Origin of the sequence: Streptomyces sp. NBC_00582 (assembly GCF_036345155.1) — a bacterium.
In the GTDB taxonomy this organism is placed as follows: domain Bacteria; phylum Actinomycetota; class Actinomycetes; order Streptomycetales; family Streptomycetaceae; genus Streptomyces.
The window spans coordinates 5622034-5636046 of record NZ_CP107772.1; the positions used below are offsets into that span (position 1 = coordinate 5622034).

Here is a 14013-nt window from a genome sequence, read left to right on the forward strand (position 1 = left end):
GCGGACCGGCCGGCGCGCACCGCGTAGCGACCGCACCGCCGGATCACGGGGGCACCAGGGAGGGGAGCGCCATGGCACCGGGACCCGAGCACATCCGCCGCTGGGAGTCGGGAGCACTGGCCCACGCCGTGACGGATCCCTTCGGCCAGGGCCCCGTCCCCTGGCTGCGCGGCAGCGAGACGTACTTCGACGACACGGGCCAGGTCGTCCCCTGGTACGTCGACCAGGCCCCCGCGCGCAGGCCGGGCGGCACGGACCGCCCCAGGGTCCCGGGGCCCCGTACCGCACCCGGCCCGGCATCCGCGTCCGGCGTCCCCCGCTCCGCCGACGACGTCCGCCGCCAGATCAAGGGCTTCACCTCCACCGGCGCGGTCGCCCCCGGCGAGGCCGTCGACTTCCACATCACGGTCGACCCGCCGCAGGAGTTCAGCGTCGACATCTACCGCATCGGCCACTACGACGGCGCCGGCGCCGCCAAGATCACCACCAGCCCCCGGCTCTCCGGCATCGTCCAGCCCCCGCCGCTGACCGCCGACCGCACGGTCTCCTGCCACCACTGGTGGCTCTCCTGGCGGCTGCAGATCCCCTCGTACTGGCGTGTCGGCGCGTACGTCGCCGTCCTCACCACCGTCGACGGCTACCGCTCCCACGTCCCCTTCACCGTCCGCGACCAGCACCCCGCCGACCTGCTGCTGCTCCTGCCCGACGTCACCTGGCAGGCCTACAACCTCTACCCCGAGGACGGCCGCACCGGCGCCAGTTTCTACCACGCCTGGGACAGGAACGGCCGGCTCCTCGGCGAGGCCGACGCCGCGACCACGGTCTCCTTCGACCGGCCGTACGCGGGCGCGGGCCTGCCCCTGCACGTCGGCCACGCCTACGACGTCATCCGCTGGGCCGAGCGCTACGGCTACGACCTCGCCTACGCCGACGCCCGCGATCTGCACTCCGGACAGGTCGACCCCACCCGCTACCGAGGTCTGGTCTTCCCCGGCCACGACGAGTACTGGTCGACGACCATGCGCCGCACGGTCGAGCTCGCCCGGGACAGCGGCACCTCCCTCGTCTTCCTCTCCGCCAACACTCTGTACTGGCAGGTGGAGCTGGGCCCGTCCCCGTCCGGAGTCCCCGCCCGGCTGCTCACCTGCCGCAAACGCAAGGGCCCCGGCAAATCGGTCCTCTGGCGCGAGATCGACCGCGCCGAGCAGCAGCTCGTCGGCATCCAGTACGCGGGCAGGGTCCCCGAGCCGCATCCGCTGATCGTGCGCAACGCCGACCACTGGCTGTGGGAGGCCACCGGAACCCATGAGGGCGAGGGCATCGAGGGCCTGGTCGCGGGCGAGGCCGACCGCTACTTCCCCCGCACCCCGCTCCCGCCCCACGAGGAACGCATCCTCCTCGCCCACTCCCCGTACAGCGACCACGAGGGTGTCCTGCGCCACCAGGAGACCTCGCTCTACCGCGCCCCCTCCGGCGCCCTGGTCTTCGCCTCCGGCACCTTCGCCTGGTCCCCCGCCCTGGACCGCCCCGGCCATGTCGACCCCCGGATCCAGCGCGCCACCGCCAACCTCCTCGACCGCATCTGCAAGCGCGACTGACGCCTCCCCCGTGGTCGACGGACCCTCCGTCCTTGATCAATCCCGATGTACGGGACAATCAAGGCCTAGGACAGAACCACGGGGAGGAACCGTGTCCGGATTCGTAGAAAAGCCCGAGCCCCTTCAGGTGCCGGGCCTGGTGCATCTGCACACCGGCAAGGTGCGCGAGCTGTACCAGAACGAGGCGGGCGACCTCGTGATGGTCGCCAGCGACCGTATGTCCGCCTACGACTGGGTGCTGCCGACGGAGATCCCCGACAAGGGCCGTGTCCTCACCCAGCTCTCCCTGTGGTGGTTCGACCAGCTCGCCGATCTGATCCCCAACCACGTCCTCAGCACGGAACTGCCCGTCGGCGCCCCCGCCGACTGGGCCGGCCGCACCCTGATCTGCAAGTCCCTGCGGATGCTGCCCGTCGAGTGCGTGGCCCGCGGCTACCTCACCGGCTCCGGACTCGTCGAGTACGACGCGTCCCGCACGGTCTGCGGTCTCGCCCTCCCCGAAGGCCTGGTCGACGGCAGCGAACTCCCCGCCCCGATCTTCACCCCGGCCACCAAGGCCGCCGTCGGCGAACACGACGAGAACGTCTCCTACGAGGAAGTCGCCCGTCAGGTCGGCGCCGACACCGCCGCCCAGCTCCGCCAGGCCACCCTCGCCGTCTACGGCCGCGCCCGCGACATCGCCCGCGACCGGGGCATCCTCCTCGCCGACACCAAGTTCGAGTTCGGCTTCGACGGCGACACCCTTGTCATCGCCGACGAGGTCCTCACCCCGGACTCCTCCCGCTTCTGGCCGGCCGACCAGTGGCAGCCGGGCCGTGCCCAGCCGTCGTACGACAAGCAGTTCGTCCGCGACTGGCTCACCTCGCCCGCGTCCGGCTGGGACCGCAAGAGCGAGCAGCCCCCGCCGCGGCTTCCCCAGGAGATCGTCGACGCGACCCGCGCCAAGTACATCGAGGCGTACGAACTCCTCACCGGCACCCGCTGGTCCTGACCCGCACGGCGCGAACGGCCCCTGGGCAACCGGGGGCCGCCCCGCCCTGCCGAGCCCCGGCCCACGCAAAAACCCCGGTCCACCGGACCGGGGTTTCACTGGAGCGGACGACGAGGCTCGAACTCGCGACCTCAACCTTGGCAAGGTTGCGCTCTACCAACTGAGCTACGTCCGCAGTGCGCCGTGGCGCGAGGCCAACTATACCCAACCCCGCTCCCGTGCGAGACGCACCGCCGCGTGCCGGTTCTCCGCGCCCAGCTTGGACACGGCCGACGACAGATAGTTCCGCACGGTCCCCTGCGACAGCCCCGCCCGCTCGGCGATCTCCATGACCGGCGCCCCCTCGGCGGCGAGTTCGAGCACCTCGGCCTCCCGCGCGGTCAGCGGCGAGTCCCCGGCCGCTATGGCGTCGGCGGCCAAGTCCGGGTCGACGTAACGGTTTCCGGAGTACACGGTCCGTATGATCTCCGCGAGCCGCTGGGCGCTCACCGTCTTCGGGACGAACCCGCGCACACCCGCCGCAAGCGCCCGCTTCAGATGGCCCGGCCGACCATGGCTGGTCACGATCAGCACCCGGCAGTCGGGCAGTTCGGTCCGCAACGATGTGGCGACCTTCACACCGTCCGCCCCGGGCATCTGAAGATCCAGCACGGCCACATCCGGTTCATGCGCCCGCGCCATCGCCAGCGCCTCCGGTCCGGTGGCCGCCTCGGCGACGATCACCAGATCGTCCTCCAGGGAGAGCAGCGCCGCCAGCGCACCCCGGATGAGGTGCTCGTCGTCGGCGAGCAGTACCCGCACCGTCATGAAGTGACCTCGCTCACAATGCCCGTCCTGTTCAGCGGCACCTCGGCCACCACCCGGAACACCCCGGGCCCCGTGAACCCGGCCTCCAACGTCCCGTCCACCCGCCGCAGTCGCTCTCGCAACCCGGCGAGCCCCGATCCGCCACCGCGGTCGCCGTCCCGTCCGGCCTCGGCCCCGTCGTTCTCCACGGTCAGCACCACGCGTCCCTCCGCGACCAGCAGCCCCACCGTGCACCGCCCGGCGTCCCCGTGCCGCAGCACGTTCGTCGTCGTCTCCCGCACCACCCAGCCGAGCGTCGACTGCACCTCGTCGGGCAGCCCCTCCGCCTCCCCGCTCATCTCGCAGGCGATCCCGGCGGCCGTCAACACCCCCTGGGCGCCCGCCAGTTCCACCGCGAGATCGGCCTCCCGGTACCCCCGTACGACCTCCCGCACCTCCCGCTGCGAGTCCTGCGCTATCCGCTGCACCTCGATCATCTGCTCCACCGCCTCGGGCCGCTCACGCCGGGCGAGTTGCACCGCCAGCTCGGCCTTCAGCGCTATCACCGCCAGGTTGCGCCCCATCACATCGTGCAGATCCCGCCCGAACCGCAGCCGCTCCTCGGCGACGGCGAGCCGCGCCCGGGTCTCGCGGGCCTCGTCGAGCCGGTACACCGCGTCCAGCAGCCACACGGAGAAGACGGAGGTGAAGGCGAGAAACCCACCGCCGACCACGACCGCCGTCATCGCCATGAGCGTGGCGAGCCCGTCCTGGGTGATCGAGTAGGCCATCAGTCCGCCGACGACGGCGAAGGCATGGACGACTCCGAACACCCGGCGCCGCTCCCGTATGCCGAGCGCGGTGACGCCGGCTCCGAAGATCAGGGAGATTCCGAACACCGCGCCAGCGGCGGCTTTGACGTCCTCCCGGTCCGGTCCGTGCTGCGAGATCCAGAGCGCTGCCGCGGCGACGGCCGCGGTGGCGGCGGCGAGGGCCCACAGCAGTCGCACGGGACGGGGGCGGCGCCCTCGCGTCCAGTCCAGCGCTCGCGATGCCGTCAGACCGGAGAGCGTGGAGTGCACGAGCATCATCCCCGGCAGCCAGAGCGTGGACCTGGTCCACAACGCCGCGCCCGTGAAGGGCAGCCCCACCGCGGCGAGCTCGGCCACCGCGAAGAAGTGGAACGACCACCGCGTGTAGGTCTCGACCTTCGCCGGTGTGCTCTTGCGTCGCCACCAGCCTCCCGGCCTGCGCATCCTCGTGTCTCCCCCGTCCCCCGGCAGGTCAGCGCCGGGGCTCCCACCGGAACCATCGCCGTACAGCAAACACCGCCAGCACTGTCCAGGCCAGGCCTGTGGATATCGCCCCCAGTGCCTCGTAGGCCGAGAGGTCGGCGGTCCATCCACCGCGTATCAGGGTGATCACCGGGGACAGCGGCAGCAGGGCGCAGAGCGTGGCGGCCCGGTCCGGCAGCATCTCCAGCGGGAAGGTCACTCCGGAGCCCATCATCGAGACCATCACGAACGGCGCGGTGGTGACCTGGGCGCTCTCCACACTCCGGGTCAGGGCCGCAGTGACCGCCCCCAGCGCCGCGCACATCACCAGACCCAACAGCAGTCCCACGGCGGCCAGCTGGGGCACCTTCGGCGCGGGGATGTCCAGCACCACCGTGGAGGCCGCGACCAGGACCAGGGACTGGACCAGCGCCGTGGTCAGCACCGGCAGTGCGGAACCGCCCAGGATCTCGCCGTCCCGCAACTCGCCGATCCGCAGCCGCTTCAGGACCAGTTCCTCGCGCCTGGCGGTGTAGATGGCGGTCAGCGCCGAGTACACCCCGAAGAGCAGGGAGAAGCCGATCGCCGCCGGCACCAGCACCAGACCGGTCGTCAGACCGATGTCCTCGACGTCCATGTCGTCGATCACGTTGGCGAAACTGAGCGGCAGCACGAGCGGTATCAGCACCGCTGTGACCAGCGTGCTCTTGCTGCGCCCCAGGAGGGTCAGCTCGGCCCGCGCGAGTGCGGCCATCCGGCTCGCCGGGCTCGTCACCGCGCCCCTGACCCCGCTCGCCGCCCCCACGGTCCCGCTGTTCACGATGTCCCCGCTCATGCCGCCGCAGCTCCCTCGGTCTCCGTACGCTCCGACGCCTCCCGGGCGATTCCCAGGAACGCCTCCTCCAGCGAGGCCGACCGGACGTCCAGCCCCCGCAACTCCACCCGCGCCCGCTCGGCCCACACCAGCAGCCCGGTGGCCGCCCGCTGCAACTCCCGGGTGCGCAGCCGGACCACGCGTCCCTCGACCTCGTGACCGCACACACCCAGCTCGCCCAGCGGGGGGAGATCGCCGACGAAGTACCCCTCGGGCAGCTCGAAGGCGATCCGTGACGGCTGGGCCGCCGTCACCTCGCCGGGCGTCCCGGAGGCGGCTATGCGCCCCTGGTGCAGAATGGCCAGCCGGTCGGCGAGCTGCTCGGCCTCCTCCAGGTAGTGCGTGGTCAGCAGCACCGTCGTACCGGATGCGCGCAGGGCGCGGACCAGATCCCAGGTGTCGCGGCGCCCCTCGGCGTCCAGACCGGTCGTCGGCTCGTCGAGGAAGAGCACTTCGGGATCGCCGAGCAGGGCGAGCGCCAGGTCGAGGCGGCGCCGCTCGCCGCCGGAGAGCTGCTTGATCCGTACGTCCGCCCGGCCGGCGAGCCCGACCAGGCTCAGCGCCTCTCCTAGGGGACGGGAGCCGCTCACGCAGCCGCCCCACATCTTCGCGGTCTCCGCGACGGTCAGCTCGGAGGGGAAGCCGCCCTCCTGCAGCATCACGCCGGTGCGCGGCCGGACCGCGGCCCGCTCGGCGTACGGGTCGTGGCCGAGGACACGGATGTCTCCGGCGTCGGGGCGCGCGAGCCCCTCCAGCAGTTCGACGGTCGATGTCTTGCCGGCGCCGTTGGTACCGAGCAGCGCGAAGATCTCACCGCGGTCGACGTGGAAGGAGATTCCACGGACCGCCTCGAACCCGCCCCCGTACACACGCCGGAGGTCGGTGACCTCAATCACGTGTTCATTCGTGTCCATGCCTCAAGGCTCCCGTCGGGCGCGGGCCGACGGCAGTGCGAGGTGTCATCACTCCGTATGACAAATGTCAGGTGATGGCCGCACCCGAGCGGGTACGCACGAAAAAACCCCGGTCCACTGGACCGGGGCTTCTCTGGAGCGGACGACGAGGCTCGAACTCGCGACCTCAACCTTGGCAAGGTTGCGCTCTACCAACTGAGCTACGTCCGCATTGCCTCCGACCGGCTTTCACCGATCGGCGCGAGCACCAGCCTACCTGATCCACAAGTGTGGTCGGGACGGCGGTGCAGAGCGGGTGACAGGGATCGCACACTGCGCCTTCCCCCTGGAAGGGGGATGTTCTGCTACTGAACTACACCCGCGTGGCCTCCGTGAGCTGGGCTTTTCGGCCCCGCCCGGCGGCGTGCTCCAGACATTAGCCGACCATGTGGGGGGTAACGCAAGTCGGTTGCCCCCGGGGTCCGCTGACGGACCCCGGGGCCGACCGGAGACTCACCCGAGTCCGGAGGGCGTACGGCTCACTGCGCCTCGGCGAACGCCTCGTAGACCTTCTTGGGGATGCGGCCGCGGGCGGGCACCTCCATCTTGTTGGCCTGGGCCCAGGCGCGGACGGCCGCCGGGTCGGGCGCGACCTCCGTCTGCTTGTAGGCCCTGCCGGACTTCGACCGCTTGCGGCCGGCCTCCACGTAGGGCGCGAGCGCCTTACGCAGTTTCTTGGCATTGGCTTCATTCAGGTCGATCTCGTACGACTTGCCGTCGAGTCCGAAGGCGATCGTTTCCGCCGCTTCCGAGCCGTCGATGTCGTCAAAGAGAGTGACCACGACCTTCTGCGCCACGAATATCGGTCCCTTCGTGCGACAGCTCTGCGATGACGTGCCAAGACGCCACGGAGATGTCGACTGTCCGCCAGTTATGGGGCAAAGTATCGGCTATTGCCAATTCATTTGTACAGTGCCCGGCAATCGAATGTGAAGCCCGACTAAATCTGCCCGCGTGTCCCAGCGCAATAGGGAACACGGGTGCACCCCGGATCTTTCCCTGAACTTTTCGTGAAGGCACTGGTCCGATACCTGATCGTGATGACGCTCACGTAGATTCCTACAACTCTACCCGCGTAGAAATTTTGTGCGGGTAGTCTGAAGGTGCCTGTCGGAGACACCTGCAGGAACCTGCTCAGCACCACACACCGGGAGTGCCAGTGGCACGCGTCGTAGTCGACGTCATGCTCAAGCCGGAGATCCTCGACCCCCAGGGCCAGGCGGTGCAGCGCGCACTGCCGCGTCTGGGTTTCGAAGGCATCTCCGACGTACGTCAGGGAAAGCGATTCGAACTGGAAGTTGACGGCCCGGTCGACGAGGCCGCCCTCGCCCGCATCCACGATCTTGCGGAATCCTTCCTCGCCAACACCGTGATCGAGGACTTCACCGTCAAGGTGGAGGAAGTCGCGGAGGCCGTGAAGTGACCGCTCGTATTGGCGTCGTCACTTTCCCGGGCAGCCTCGACGACCGGGACACACAGCGCGCGATCCGCCTCGCGGGCGCGGAACCGGTCGCCCTCTGGCACAAGGACAAGAACCTCCACCAGGTCGACGCGGTCGTCCTGCCCGGCGGTTTCTCCTACGGCGACTATCTGCGCGCCGGAGCCATCTCCCGCTTCTCGCCGGTGATGGAGACCGTCATCGAGCAGGCGAAGGCCGGCCTGCCGGTCCTCGGCATCTGCAACGGCTTCCAGGTCCTCACCGAGGCGCATCTGCTGCCCGGCGGGATGCTCGGCAACGACCACCTCCACTTCATCTGCCGCGACCAGAAGCTGCGGGTGGAGAACGCGGACACCGCCTGGACCGTCGACTACGCGTCCGGCCAGGAGATCCACATCCCGCTGAAGAACATGGACGGCCGCTACGTCGCCGACCAGTACACGCTGGACAAGCTCGAGGCCGAGGGCCGCGTGACCTTCCGCTACCTCGACTTCAACCCGAACGGCTCGCTCAACGACATCGCCGGCATCACCAACGAGGCCGGCAACGTCGTGGGCCTCATGCCGCACCCGGAGCACGCCGTCGAGCCCCTCATCGGGTCCGGCCGCACCGACGGTCTCCCCTTCTTCACCTCGATCCTCAAGAAGCTGGTCAACGCATGAGCCGGACGCCTCTGGACACGGTCGAGCACGCGGCCGCGACCCCCGACGTCGAGCTGCCCTGGGCCGAACTCGGCCTGAAGAAGGACGAGTACGAGCGGGTGGTGGAGATCCTCGGCCGCCGCCCCACGGGCGCCGAGCTCGCCATGTACTCCGTCATGTGGTCCGAGCACTGCTCCTACAAGTCGTCGAAGGTGCACCTGCGCCAGTTCGGCGAGAAGGCCCCGCAGTCCGACGCCCTGCTCGTCGGCATCGGCGAGAACGCGGGCGTCGTCGACGTCGGCCAGGGCTACGCGGTCACCTTCAAGGTGGAGTCGCACAACCACCCCTCCTACGTCGAGCCCTACCAGGGCGCGGCCACCGGCGTCGGCGGCATCGTCCGCGACATCATCGCGATGGGCGCCCGCCCGGTCGCGGTCGTGGACCCGCTGCGCTTCGGCGCCGCCGACCACCCCGACACCAAGCGCGTCCTGCCGGGCGTCGTCGCGGGCATCGGCGGCTACGGCAACTGCCTGGGCCTGCCCAACATCGGCGGCGAGGTCGTCTTCGACTCCTGCTACCAGGGCAACCCGCTGGTCAACGCCGGTGCCATCGGCGTCATGCGGCACGAGGACATCCACCTCGCCAAGGCGTCCGGCGCCGGCAACAAGGTCATCCTCTACGGCGCCCGCACCGGCGGCGACGGCATCGGCGGCGCGTCGATCCTGGCGAGTGAGACCTTCGACGACGCCAAGCCGTCGAAGCGCCCCGCCGTCCAGGTCGGCGACCCCTTCCAGGAGAAGCTCCTCATCGAGTGCACCCTGGAGGCCTTCCAGGAGAAGCTGGTCGTCGGCATCCAGGACCTCGGCGCCGCCGGTCTGTCCTGCGCCACTTCCGAGCTCGCCTCCAACGGCTCCGGCGGTATGCGGGTCACCCTCGACGACGTCCCGCTGCGTGACTCGACGCTCTCGCCCGAGGAAATCCTCATGAGCGAGTCGCAGGAACGCATGTGCGCGGTCGTCGAGCCGGAGAAGGTCGACCGGTTCCTCGAGATCTGCGACAAGTGGGACGTCATCGCCACCGTCATCGGCGAGGTGACCGACGGCGACCGCCTGGAGATCTTCTGGCACGGCGGCAAGATCGTCGACGTCGACCCGCGCACGGTCGCCCACGACGGCCCGGTCTACGAGCGCCCCTACGCCCGCCCGGACTGGCAGGACGCCCTCCAGGCCGACGACGCGAACAAGCTGCCGAGGCCGCGGACGAGCGAGGAGCTCAAGGGCCAGGTCCTCAGGCTGGTCTCGTCTCCCAACCAGGCCTCCAAGAAGTGGATCACCTCCCAGTACGACCACTTCGTCCAGGGCAACACCGTCCTCGCCCAGCCCGAGGACTCCGGCATGATCCGGATCGACGAGAAGTCCGGCCTCGGCGTCGCCATCGCGACCGACGGCAACGGCCGGTACGCCAAGCTCGACCCGTACCACGGCGCCCAGCTCGCGCTCGCCGAGGCGTACCGCAACGTCGCCACGACCGGCGCCAAGCCGCTCGCCGTCTCCGACTGCCTGAACTTCGGCTCGCCCGAGGACCCGGCCGTCATGTGGCAGTTCGCGGAGGCCGTCCGCGGTCTGGCGGACGCCTGCCAGGAGCTCGGCACCCCGGTGACCGGCGGCAACGTCTCCCTCTACAACCAGACGGGCGAGGTCGCCATCCACCCGACGCCGGTGGTCGCGGTCCTCGGCGTCATCGACGACGTCGCGCGCCGCACGCCGGTCGCCTTCCAGGAGGAGGGCCAGCTTCTCTACCTCCTCGGCGACACCCGTGAGGAGTTCGGCGGTTCTGCCTGGTCGCAGGTGGTCCACGACCACCTCGGCGGTCTGCCCCCGAAGGTCGACCTGGAGCGCGAGCGCCTGCTGGCGGAGATCCTGATCTCCGCCTCCCGCGACGGCATGATCGACTCCGCCCACGACCTGTCCGACGGCGGTCTGATCCAGGCGGTCGTGGAGTCGGCGCTGCTCGGCGGCAAGGGCGCGCGTCTTGTCGTGCCGGACGGGCTCGACGCCTTCACCTTCCTGCTCTCCGAGTCGGCCGGCCGCGCCGTCGTCGCGGTTCCCCGCTCGGAGGAGGTCCGCTTCAACGACATGTGCGGCGCCCGGGGCCTCCCGGCCACCCGCATCGGTGTCGTCGACGGCGACACGGTGGACGTCCAGGGCGAGTTCGCGCTCTCCCTGGAGGAGCTGCGCACGGCGCACGAGGAGACGATCCCGGCGCTGCTCGCGTAGCCGACTCCGTACGCCGGCGCCGACGTCCGTGCGACGGCGCAGTACGCCGGTGAAGGCCCCGCCCGCTGAGACGGCCGGGGCCTTCGCCGTACCCGCCTTGTCCCGGGCCGCCTCTTCGCTACACCGCGACCGGTTCGCCCACCGGCTCGGGTGAGCCCTCGGCCGGGCGGGGCCGGGGCAGCAGCAGGGCGAAGACCAGGCACAGGGCCATGACGCCCGCCCCGCACAGGAACACCGAGTCCATCGCGGAGACGTAGGACTCGATGCCCGCCGTCCGTGCCGCGCCCGACAGGGAGGCCAGGGGGCCGGGGCCGTCGTACAACCTGGTGATGAACGTCCCGAAGAGGGCCGCGCCGAGTGCTGTCCCCAGGGTCTGGAAGAAGCGGATGGCGGTGGTCGCGACACCGAGCTGAGGGCGTGGGGCCGCTTCCTGGACGAGCTGGATGAGCTGGCCGAGCAGCAGTCCGAAGCCCATGCCGACCAGGAGGAGTTCGCCGCGCAGGAGCCAGAGCGAGGTGTGGGCGCCGAGGGTGGACAGCAGCAGGAAGGCCGTGGTGGCGATCGCCGAGCCCGCGACGACGAAGGTCCGCTCGGGCAGGCCCCGCTCGGCGAGTCCGGCGGAGACGATCCCCACGGCCGTCATGCCGATCGCCATGGGGATGAGGTACAGCCCCGCCGAGGAACTGGCGACTCCCCGCGCGACCTGCAGGTACACCATCACGTAGTACATCGCGCCCACCATCGCCGCACCCATCAGCCCCTGTATCGCGAAGCCCAGGCGCAGTTCCGGCACCCGGAACAGGGACAGCGGCAGGATCGGCTCGGCGGCGGTGACCTGGCGCCACAGGAACAGGGCGAGGGCGGCGAGCGCGGCCAGGGTCAGCGAGACGATCTGCGGCGACGACCAGGCGTACTGCTTGCCGCCCCACTCGGTGACCAGCAGCAACGCGGCGGAGAAGGCCGCGGCGAGGGCCGCGCCGAGGAAGTCGACGCGGTGCCGCTCGGTGTGCCGGGGCAGTTTCAGCACGAGGGCGCCCAGGGCCAGGACGGCGAGGCCGAGCGGCAGATTGACGTAAAAGATCCAGCGCCAGCTCGCGCGGTCGGCGAGCAGGCCGCCGATCCAGGGGCCGACCGCCATGCCGCCTCCGGCAACGATCCCGCCCATGCCGGCGCCCTTGGCGTCCTTCGTGCCGGGCCCCTTGAGCTGGGCGATCACCACCATGGTGACGCTCATCAGACCGCCGGCCCCGACGCCCTGCACGGCCCTCGCGGCGATGAGCTGGCCGATCGACTGCGCCGCGCCGCACAGCGCGGAGCCGAGCAGGAACGAACCCACGGCGCCCAGGAACACGTGCTTCGCGCCGAGGACGTCGCACAGCTTGCCGTACAGCGGGAGCACGGCGGCCGAGGCCAGGGCGAAGGCGCTGACCAGCCAGGGGATCTTGTCGATGCCGTGGTCGGGATCGAGGTCGCGGACGATCGGGACGGTGGCCGCGGACACGATCTGCATGTCCAGGACGGCCAGGACGATCGTGACGAGGCAGACGAGGAAGCCGATTTTTCGCTGGGTCTCGGTCATGCCACCACCATGGACCTGAGTTGTGTACCCGGTCAATGTTTTTTCCGGGATTATTTTTGTTCCCGAGCGAAAGTTCTGCCGGGACTATTTTTGTCCTTGGTACAGTGGAGGCATGGGTGCTGAGGCGACGATGGGTCTGCGGGAGCGCAAGAAGCTGCAGACCGCGATGCGGATCTACCGGACGGCGGTGGAGCTGTTCCTGGAGAGGAGCTTCGACGCGGTGTCCGTGCAGGAGATCGCGGACGCCTCCGAGGTCTCGAAGATGACGGTCTTCAACTACTTCGGCACCAAGGAGGACCTGGTCTTCCGGCCGATGGAGGAGCACTTCTTCGACGCCGCCCGGGCCGTGCGTGAGCGCCCGTCGGGCGAGTCCGCCGTGGAAGCGGTCCGCCGGCAGTTCCTGGACATGGTGGAGAACCGGGACCCGGCGGTCGGTCTGCACGGCGAGCCCTTCGCCCGCCGGATCCGCTCCGTCATCATGGCCACTCCGGTCCTGCGGGAACGTGCCTACCTCCTGGCGGAGAAGGGCGCCCGCGAACTCGCCGACCTGCTCACCGAGGAGACCGGCGACGCCACCCTCGCCGTGATCGCCGCGTCCACGATCACCGCCGCCCGCAACGCCCTCATCGAGGAGCACCACCGCCGTATCGACGCCGGCGAGAGCGTCGACGCGGTCGCCGCCGATGCGGCCGACCGCGCCCGCGGCGCCTTCGCCCTGGTGGAGGGCGGCCTGCGGGACTTCGCCCGCCGACCATAGTCCGCACATGACCGGCCGCTAGGCTCACCGCCATGCCCCCGGCCAAGAAGCGCGCACGGACCTATGACCCCGCCAGGACCCGGGCGGCGGTTCTCGCTCAGTTCCGGGAGGTGCGGGAGGCGGTCGCCCGGCTGGAGGAGGGACAGCTCGCGTTGCCGACGCGGCTCGGGGAGTGGAGTGTGCGGGAGCTGGTCGCGCACATCGGGATGGCGCTCACCGCCATCGAGCGCGCCCTCGCGCTGCCGGAGCCGCCGAAGCAGGACGCCGTGCTGCTCGACTGGCCGTTCGCGACCTCCGCCAGCTCCTCGGCCATCGACGACTTCACCCGGCGGCTGACCGAGGAGCACCCCGATCTCGACGGCTACCTGGCCGCCATCGAGCGCGACCTCGTCGCACAGCTCGACACCCACCCCGGGACCCGGCTGCTGCAGACCAACGCGGGGGCCCTGCCGCTCGCCGACTACCTCGTCACCCGGACCGTCGAGCTGGTCGTCCACACCGACGACCTCAACGCCGCCGTCCCCGGCCTCGCCGTCCCCCTCGACCGGCAGGCCCTGGCCGCCGCCACCCGCCTCCTCGCGGACGCGCTCGCCGCCAAGGCGCCCGGTGGCGCGACGGAGGTGCGTGTCCCGCCGTACGCCGTCGTGCAGTGCGTCGAAGGCCCGCGGCACACCCGTGGCACCCCGCCCAACGTCGTCGAGACCGATCCGCTGACCTGGATCCGTCTGGCGACCGGCCGGCTGACGTGGGCCGATGCCAGGGACGCGGCGAAGGTGAGTGCGAGCGGCGAGCGGGCGGACCTGGGAGCGCTCCTGCCCCTGATGTCCTGACCCGGCCCACGCCGAA

The 14013-nt window shown here is 70.5% G+C and carries 13 protein-coding genes and 3 tRNA genes; 7 read left to right on the forward strand and 9 right to left on the reverse strand.

From position 1 onward, the window contains the following. The first annotated feature begins 71 nt into the window (after positions 1-71). Both OG852_RS25115 and OG852_RS25120 read left to right on the forward strand, forming a co-directional pair. Positions 72-1598 (forward strand): N,N-dimethylformamidase beta subunit family domain-containing protein, encoded by a 1527-nt coding sequence (locus OG852_RS25115; RefSeq protein ID WP_133916862.1) that lies wholly within the window; start codon positions 72-74, stop codon positions 1596-1598. 91 nt (positions 1599-1689) lie between these two features. Continuing rightward, positions 1690-2589 (forward strand): phosphoribosylaminoimidazolesuccinocarboxamide synthase, encoded by a 900-nt coding sequence (locus OG852_RS25120; protein WP_330349014.1) that lies wholly within the window; start codon positions 1690-1692, stop codon positions 2587-2589. Between the two features lie 99 nt (positions 2590-2688). On the opposite strand, the gene OG852_RS25125 is transcribed toward OG852_RS25120, so the two are convergent. The 8 genes from OG852_RS25125 to OG852_RS25160 form a co-directional block, all read right to left on the reverse strand. Beyond that, a tRNA-Gly gene (locus tag OG852_RS25125) sits at positions 2689-2764 on the reverse strand. A 23-nt stretch (positions 2765-2787) separates the two neighbouring features. After that, the gene (locus tag OG852_RS25130) at positions 2788-3396 is read right to left on the reverse strand and encodes a response regulator transcription factor (protein ID WP_330349015.1); all 609 of its coding nucleotides are present in this window, start codon (positions 3394-3396) and stop codon (positions 2788-2790) included. After that, a complete protein-coding gene (locus OG852_RS25135; RefSeq protein WP_133916859.1) occupies positions 3393-4631 on the reverse strand; it encodes a sensor histidine kinase in 1239 nt (412 codons plus the stop codon). Before OG852_RS25135 ends, OG852_RS25130 begins: the two co-directional genes overlap by 4 nt. A 28-nt stretch (positions 4632-4659) precedes the next feature. Beyond that, complete coding sequence (locus OG852_RS25140; protein ID WP_133916858.1) at positions 4660-5484, reverse strand: ABC transporter permease; 825 nt, start codon at positions 5482-5484, stop codon at positions 4660-4662. After that, the gene (locus tag OG852_RS25145; protein ID WP_330349016.1) at positions 5481-6437 is read right to left on the reverse strand and encodes an ABC transporter ATP-binding protein; all 957 of its coding nucleotides are present in this window, start codon (positions 6435-6437) and stop codon (positions 5481-5483) included. The genes OG852_RS25140 and OG852_RS25145 overlap by 4 nt, the downstream gene beginning before the upstream one ends. A gap of 134 nt (positions 6438-6571) precedes the next feature. Beyond that, positions 6572-6647, reverse strand: a tRNA-Gly gene (locus OG852_RS25150). A gap of 80 nt (positions 6648-6727) precedes the next feature. Beyond that, positions 6728-6799, reverse strand: a tRNA-Gly gene (locus OG852_RS25155). Between the two features lie 156 nt (positions 6800-6955). Next, complete coding sequence (locus tag OG852_RS25160) at positions 6956-7273, reverse strand: histone-like nucleoid-structuring protein Lsr2 (protein WP_133916856.1); 318 nt, start codon at positions 7271-7273, stop codon at positions 6956-6958. A 362-nt stretch (positions 7274-7635) separates the two neighbouring features. Here OG852_RS25160 and purS point away from each other — a divergent pair, with 362 nt between their 5' ends. From purS to purL, 3 genes are read left to right on the forward strand one after another with little or no spacing between them, the layout of a single operon-like run. Then, a complete protein-coding gene (gene purS, locus OG852_RS25165; RefSeq protein ID WP_003999970.1) occupies positions 7636-7899 on the forward strand; it encodes a phosphoribosylformylglycinamidine synthase subunit PurS in 264 nt (87 codons plus the stop codon). Beyond that, positions 7896-8576: a phosphoribosylformylglycinamidine synthase subunit PurQ gene (gene purQ / locus OG852_RS25170; protein ID WP_133916855.1), complete on the forward strand. Its 681-nt coding sequence runs from the start codon at positions 7896-7898 to the stop codon at positions 8574-8576. Before purS ends, purQ begins: the two co-directional genes overlap by 4 nt. Next, positions 8573-10831: a phosphoribosylformylglycinamidine synthase subunit PurL gene (purL, locus tag OG852_RS25175; protein WP_330349017.1), complete on the forward strand. Its 2259-nt coding sequence runs from the start codon at positions 8573-8575 to the stop codon at positions 10829-10831. Before purQ ends, purL begins: the two co-directional genes overlap by 4 nt. Before the next feature lie 118 nt (positions 10832-10949). Here the strand turns inward: purL and OG852_RS25180 are convergent, their stop codons facing one another. After that, complete coding sequence (locus OG852_RS25180) at positions 10950-12410, reverse strand: MFS transporter (protein WP_330349018.1); 1461 nt, start codon at positions 12408-12410, stop codon at positions 10950-10952. A 112-nt stretch (positions 12411-12522) separates the two neighbouring features. Here OG852_RS25180 and OG852_RS25185 point away from each other — a divergent pair, with 112 nt between their 5' ends. Further along, a complete protein-coding gene (locus OG852_RS25185) occupies positions 12523-13167 on the forward strand; it encodes a TetR/AcrR family transcriptional regulator (protein WP_133916852.1) in 645 nt (214 codons plus the stop codon). Between the two features lie 32 nt (positions 13168-13199). Continuing rightward, positions 13200-13997, forward strand: coding sequence for a maleylpyruvate isomerase family mycothiol-dependent enzyme (locus OG852_RS25190; RefSeq protein WP_133916851.1), 798 nt, complete (start codon positions 13200-13202; stop codon positions 13995-13997). Positions 13998-14013 lie beyond the last annotated feature (16 nt).